We start from the raw sequence: 5,777 nt of genomic DNA on the forward strand, positions 1-5,777 counted from the left end.
CGTCGGACCGGTCGCCGCGGGGCCGGTCGCCGCGGGGCCGGTCGTCCCGGGGCCGGTCGTCCCCGCGCCGCGCGTCGTCCTGCTCGCTCACGACAGCGACTCCCCCGCCTCGATCCGGACGCCGCGGGCCCAGTCCGCCGCCGGCATCGCCTTCTTCCCCACCGGGCGCACCTCGCCCAGCTGCACGGGCACCGTGGCCGTTCCCACCAGCACCCGCTTCTTCTCCGCCCGCAGCTCGCCCGGCTTCAGGTCGGTCTCCCCGGTCCGCACCGGCGTGACCGGACCCAGGCCCAGCCGTGCACCCCGGAACTCCGTCCAGGCGCCCGGCTCGGGCGTGGTCGACCGGATCAGCCGGTCCAGCGGCGCCGCGGGCGCCGACCAGTCCACGCGGGCGTCGGCCACGGTGACCTTCGGTGCGTGCGACACACCCTCGGCGGGCTGCGGCACCGCGCGCAGCGTGCCGTCCTCGATGCCGTCCATGGTCGCGACGAGCAGGTCGGCGCCGGAGCGCGCGAGCCGGCCGAGCAGGTCCCCGGAGGTGTCCCGCTCGCCGATCGCCTCGGTGACCACGCCGTAGGTCGGGCCGGTGTCGAGGCCCTCCTCCAGCAGGAACGTGGTGGCGCCGGTGATCTCGTCCCCGTGCCTGATCGCCGCCTGCACCGGCGCGGCGCCGCGCCAGGCCGGGAGCAGCGAGAAGTGCAGGTTGACCCAGCCGTGGGCCGGGACGTCGAGCGCCGCACGCGGCACCAGCGCGCCGTACGCGACGACGGGGACGCAGTCCGGCGCCAGCTCGCGCAGCGCCTCGAGGAACTCGGGGTCGCGGGGCTTCCCGGGGGTGAGCACGGGGAGACGGGCCTCGTCGGCCAGTGCCCCCACGGGCGAGCGGACGAGCCGGCGGCCACGCCCGGCGGGGGCGTCCGGCCGGGTCAGCACCCCGACGACCTCGTGGCGCGGCGAGTCGAGCAGCGCCCGCAGCGCCGGCACGGCCGGCTCCGGGGTGCCCGCGAAGACCAGCCTCAACGGGCTTTCCCGAACATCGGGTGCGGGCTGACCTTCACGACCGGCTCGGGGCGGCCGAACCAGTCGGCGGCCCGGATCTCGGACATCGCGAGCTTGCGGGTCTCCGGGTCGAGCCGGTCGACGAACAGCACGCCGTCGAGGTGGTCGGTCTCGTGCTGGATGGCCCGCGCGAGCTTGGCCGTGCCCTCGACCGTGATCGGCTCGCCGTGCATGTTCCAGCCGGTGGCGACCACGTTCAGCGCCCGGCGGCAGTCCCAGCCGAGGCCGGGGATGGACAGGCAGCCCTCGGGGCCGAACTGCTCCTCGCCGTCGACCGCGTTCCAGGTCGGGTTGACCATGTGCCCGGCCACGCCGTCGACCTCGAAGGTGAACACGCGCAGCCCGACGCCGATCTGGGGCGCGGCGAGGCCGGCGCCGCCCTCGTCGTGCATGGTGTCGGTGAGGTCGGCGACGAGCTTGCGCAGCTCCGCGTCGAACGTGGTGACGGGCGCGGCGGGGGTGCGCAGCACCGGATCGCCGAACAGGCGGACGGGCTGAACGGACACGGAACTCCAAACGATCGGGATCTGCCCCGATTGTGCCACCCGGCCCCGGCCGGGCCGGGCGCGCCGCCGGTGCTCCGCCGGCCCGGGCCGGGGGTCAGCCGATCTCGGCCGGGTCCAGCCGCACGCGGACGGCGTCGGGCGCCTTGCGCGTGCTCCGGGCGGCCTGCGCCGCGTGCAGGTACCGGCCCAGCGCGCGGCCGTCCGTGCGCGGCACGCGCAGCAGCGCCCGCTCCCGCACCTCGTCCGCGGCCTCCCCGGGCTCCGGCGGAGTGTCGATCTCCACCGGGCCGAGCACCTCGACCTCCGGTCCCCCGTCCTGCGCGGCGGCGAGGACGGCGTCGACCACGTCGGCCACCGCGCCCGGCGTGCCCTCCACCGCCGCCATCCGCACCGCCGGCGGGAACCCGACCTCGGCGCGCGAGGCGAGCTCCTCGGCGGCGAACCCGGCCGGGTCCCAGCGCACGAGCGCCTGCACCACCGGGATCGCGGACTCGGCGACGACGATCACGCGCCCGCCCTCGGCGTGCGGGCGGACCAGCGCGGCGGCCGCGAGCCAGCGGCGCAGGGCCTCCTCGGCCACCCGCAGGTCGGCACGGGAGAGCATGGCCCAGCCGTCGAGCAGCAGCGCCGCGCCGTACCCGGCGGCGGCCCCGTCGACGTCGGGCTCCGCCCCGGGCGTCGCGACGACGATCTCGGCCTTCGCCGGCACCGAGGCCAGCACCGGTGCCCCGCCCCCGGACGTCCGCACGGACACACCGGGGAAGGCCCGGCCCAGCTCCTCGGCGGTCCGCCGCGACCCGACGACGCCCGCGCGCAGCCGTCGCGACCCGCAGCCGCCGCACCGGAACGCCGGCTCGGCCCGCCCGCACCAGCGGCAGGTCGGCAGCCCGGGATCGGCGTCCGTCCCGCCGCGGGGCAGGCCGAGCGGGCCCGCGCAGTGCCGGCAGCGGGCGGGCTCGCGGCAGTGCGCGCAGGACAGCCAGGGCAGGTAGCCCGCGCGGGGCACCTGGACGAGCACCGGGCGGCCCGCGCCGAGCGCCTGCCGCGCCGCCTCGAACGCGACGGCGGGCACCCGGGCCGCGCGGGCGTCGGGGTCGCGGGCGAGCTGGGTGTCGGTCTCGCCGATGGCGGTGACCCGCGGCGCGGCGGCGCGCACGGTGGCCCGGTCGGCGACGATCGGGCTCGCCCACCGGGACTCCACCAGCAGCTGGGCCTCGGCCGTGCGGGAGAAGCCGCCGACCAGCAGGGCGGCGCCGGCGGCGTGCGCCCGGGCCACCAGCACGTCCCGGACCTGCGGGTACGGGGCGCGCGGCTCGGCGTGGCTGTCGTCGCCGTCGTCCCACACGGCGAGCAGGCCGAGCTTCTCGACGGGCGCGAACGCCGCCGACCGGGTCCCCACGACCGCGCGGACGGCGCCGCGCCGCACCGCGAGCCAGCGCCGGTATCGCTCGGCCGGGCCGAGCTCGGCGGTCAGCGCGACCACGGCGTCGGCACCCAGGCGCTCGCTGAGCGCGGTGCAGGCGGCGTCGACGTCCCGCTGGTCGGGCACCACGACGAGCGCCCCGCGCCCGGCCGCCACGGTCGCCGCGGCGGCCTCGGCGAACCGGGCGGCCCACGACTCCCCCGGCAGGGCCTGCCACACGGCGTGCGCGGCCCGGCCGCCGGCGAGGGCGTCGAGGTAGGCCGCGCCGTGCTGGTAGCGCGCCCACCCCGCGGGGTCGGGCGCCTCGACGGGCGGCAGCTCCCGCTCGCGCGGGGCCTCCGCCTCGACGCGGGCGTGCCGCGGCGGCACCGCCATCCGCACGACGTCGGCGAACACCCCGGCGTACCGGTCGGCGACCGCCCGGCACAGGGTCGCGACCTCCGGGGTCAGCACCGGCTCGGGCGAGACGACCTTGTCGATCCACGCCAGCCGCCCGGTGTGCCCGGACTCCTCGGCCCGCTCGAGCAGGAAGCCGTCGACCAGCCGCCCGGCGAACCGCACCCGCACCCGCACGCCCGGCCGGGCCTGCTCGTCCAGGTGGGTGGGCACGCGGTAGTCGAACGGCCGGTCCAGGTGCGGCAGCGGCACGTCGACGGCCACCCGCGCGACGGGCTGCACGGCCGCCGCGCTCCACTCGCCGCGCGTCCGGGAGGCGGGCGCCTTCCGCACCGGCCTGCTCACACCAGCCCCTCACACGCTCCCGGGATGCACGAACGGCACTCTCGTGCGGACCTACCGCACACGAGTGCCGTTCGTGCGGTCAACGCCGGGCTCAGCCGCCCGCGGCCGACTTCAGCGCCTCGGCGCGCGAGGTGTCCTCCCACGGCAGCGCGATGTCGCTACGACCGAAGTGCCCGTACGCCGCGGTCGGGGCGTAGATCGGGCGCAGCAGGTCGAGGTCGCGCACGATCGCCGCGGGGCGCAGGTCGAACACCTCGGTGATGGCCGACTCGATCTTGGCCGGGTCGACGTGCGCGGTGCCGAAGGTCTCGACGAACAGGCCGACCGGCGCCGCCTTGCCGATCGCGTAGGCGACCTGCACCTCGATGCGCTCGGCCAGCCCGGCGGCCACGACGTTCTTCGCCACCCAGCGCATGGCGTACGCCGCGGAGCGGTCCACCTTCGACGGGTCCTTGCCCGAGAAGGCGCCGCCGCCGTGCCGGGCGAACCCGCCGTAGGTGTCGACGATGATCTTGCGGCCGGTGAGCCCGGCGTCGCCCATCGGGCCGCCGATCACGAACCGGCCGGTGGGGTTGACCAGCAGGCGGACGTTGGACGTGTCCAGCCCGAGGTCGCCGATCTCGGGGGTGACGATCTTCTCCAGCACGTCCGGCGCGAGCATGCCGTCGAGGTCGACGTCCGCCGCGTGCTGCGTGGAGAGGACCACCGTGTCGACCCGGACCGGCTTGTCGCCGTCGTACTCGATGGTGACCTGGGTCTTGCCGTCCGGTCGCAGGTAGGGCAGCACGCCGCTCTTGCGGACCTCGGTGAGCCGGCGCGACAGCCGGTGCGCGAGCGCGATCGGCAGCGGCATCAGCTCGTCCGTGTCGGTGTTCGCGTACCCGAACATCAGGCCCTGGTCCCCGGCACCCTGCCGCGCGATCTCGTCGTCGATCGACTCGACGCGGCTCTCGTACGCGGTGTCGACGCCCTGGGCGATGTCCGGCGACTGCGCGCCGATCGCCACGTTGACGCCGCAGGAGTTGCCGTCGAAGCCCTTCGACGACGAGTCGTAGCCGATCTCGAGGATCTTCTCCCGGACCAGGCCGGGGATGTCCGCGTAGGCACTCGTCGTGACCTCCCCGGCGACGTGCACCTGCCCGGTGGTCACGAGGGTCTCGACCGCGACGCGGCTGCGCGGGTCCTGCGCGAGGAGCGCGTCGAGGATCGTGTCGCTGATCGCGTCGCACATCTTGTCGGGGTGACCCTCGGTCACCGACTCGCTGGTGAAGAGCCGACGGCCCACGTTCGCCACGCGTCACTCCTGCCGAGGTCGTCGCTCCCCTGGCCTCGTTGCCGGCTCCGCCGCGTCGTGCGGCGGGGCGGGGTGCAGATCGCTGGATGCTGTCGGACGGCAGGGTAGTCGACCGCGGGCGTCCGCAGGTGAGGACGTCTCGATCGATGACGCTGCGTGACGGACCGTGTCGTGAACGCGCCGTCCACCACCCCTTCGGGTGGACCCCGAGCGGGGTCCCGAATCGGTAACGAGCGGCGTCGTTGGGCCCGGTGACACCGCAGCCGCGCCCCACCGACGCCCTCGCGTCACCCCGACCCGGGTCGCGGTCGACACTCTCGGAGGTTCCTCCCCATGAAGGTGACTGCACTGCAGCGACCGGGCCGCGTGACCGCGGCGGTCGGCGGCGTGCTCGCCGTCGGCGCGGCCGGGCTCATGGCCGTGCTGGCCGGCACCGCGTCCGCCGCGACCACGGGCACCTGCACCGACAACGTCAACGTCCGCGAGGAGCCGGCGGCCGACGCCGACATCGTGGCCGTCTGCGACCGCGGCACCGAGGTCGAGGTCGGCGAGACCCGCAACGGGTTCGTCAAGCTGGAGAACCTCGACGGCTGGGCCGTCAAGGACTTCGTGAAGACGGACGGCACCGGCACCGCCGCCGAGACCCCGGACGACGCCGGCCTCACCCCGTCGCGCGGCGGCGCGAACGGCGGCGCCCCGGAGACCACCGGCGCCCCGTCGGCCTCCGGCACCGACTCGCCCGAGAACGCCGCCC

Annotated in this window: 5 protein-coding genes; 1 reads left to right on the top strand and 4 read right to left on the bottom strand. The window is 76.5% G+C overall.

Annotated elements, in window-relative coordinates; translation table 11 throughout:
• Positions 1 to 87 precede the first annotated feature (87 nt).
• From fmt to metK, 4 genes are all read right to left on the bottom strand, one after another.
• A complete protein-coding gene (gene fmt / locus AB0B41_RS42530; protein ID WP_358212837.1) occupies positions 88 to 1,020 on the bottom strand; it encodes a methionyl-tRNA formyltransferase in 933 nt (310 codons plus the stop codon).
• Complete coding sequence (gene def, locus AB0B41_RS42535; protein WP_358212839.1) at positions 1,017 to 1,565, bottom strand: peptide deformylase; 549 nt, start codon at positions 1,563 to 1,565, stop codon at positions 1,017 to 1,019. Before def ends, fmt begins: the two co-directional genes overlap by 4 nt.
• A 94-nt stretch (positions 1,566 to 1,659) precedes the next feature.
• The gene (locus tag AB0B41_RS42540; protein WP_358212844.1) at positions 1,660 to 3,717 is read right to left on the bottom strand and encodes a primosomal protein N'; all 2,058 of its coding nucleotides are present in this window, start codon (positions 3,715 to 3,717) and stop codon (positions 1,660 to 1,662) included.
• A gap of 103 nt (positions 3,718 to 3,820) precedes the next feature.
• The gene (metK, locus tag AB0B41_RS42545; protein ID WP_358212841.1) at positions 3,821 to 5,023 is read right to left on the bottom strand and encodes a methionine adenosyltransferase; all 1,203 of its coding nucleotides are present in this window, start codon (positions 5,021 to 5,023) and stop codon (positions 3,821 to 3,823) included.
• A 333-nt stretch (positions 5,024 to 5,356) separates the two neighbouring features.
• On the opposite strand from metK, the gene AB0B41_RS42550 reads away from it, so the two are divergent.
• A partial coding sequence (locus AB0B41_RS42550) for an SH3 domain-containing protein (RefSeq protein WP_358212843.1) occupies positions 5,357 to 5,777 on the top strand: 421 nt, incomplete at its 3' end.

The organism is Pseudonocardia sp. NPDC049154 (assembly GCF_040648315.1).
In the GTDB taxonomy this organism is placed as follows: Bacteria; Actinomycetota; Actinomycetes; order Mycobacteriales; family Pseudonocardiaceae; genus Pseudonocardia.